The organism is Vibrio sp. HM8-C (assembly GCF_058630515.1).
This window is the reverse complement of record NZ_JBMMKS010000045.1, coordinates 1-391: the sequence shown is the minus strand read 5'-3', so window position 1 is coordinate 391 and position 391 is coordinate 1. Positions and strand designations below refer to the sequence as shown.

The window sequence follows — 391 nt, the reverse complement described above, 5'->3', positions numbered from 1 at the left end:
TTAGAGAAAACCGGCGCGTTAGTTCCTCGCCGTGAGTACGAATTAAGAATGGAAATCAACCCGAACGATCCATTGTCAGGGGCTATCGTGACTGAGTTGATCCCCGTTGATGATGAAATCAAAGCCCACTTTAAAGCCTCGGGCATGATTAAGTAATGAGCCTAAATTCAGGCACTTATCTCATTACCTGTGAGACTAAAGAATGCTCGAACGGCTACCAATTGGTGACGTTGGCAGAGGTGAAAACCGAGCTTGCGCCACCGTATATGACCCTCGACCAACTCAAACAAGTGATGCCAGAAACGGTGTTGTTTCTCGCCATTTGTTGGTGTTGGAAGAAGATTAACCACCACTAAAAAAGGAAAAAATCCTATGAAAACGATGAATGTAC

2 protein-coding genes are annotated in these 391 nt (G+C 44.8%); both read left to right on the top strand.

From position 1 onward, the window contains the following. Positions 1-156: DUF1293 family protein (locus tag ACOSVQ_RS20660; RefSeq protein ID WP_491984308.1), on the top strand; the 156-nt coding region annotated here is incomplete at its 5' end. After that, positions 156-356: a hypothetical protein gene (locus tag ACOSVQ_RS20655; RefSeq protein WP_491984307.1), complete on the top strand. Its 201-nt coding sequence runs from the start codon at positions 156-158 to the stop codon at positions 354-356. The genes ACOSVQ_RS20660 and ACOSVQ_RS20655, both read left to right, overlap by 1 nt. Positions 357-391: the final 35 nt, after the last annotated feature.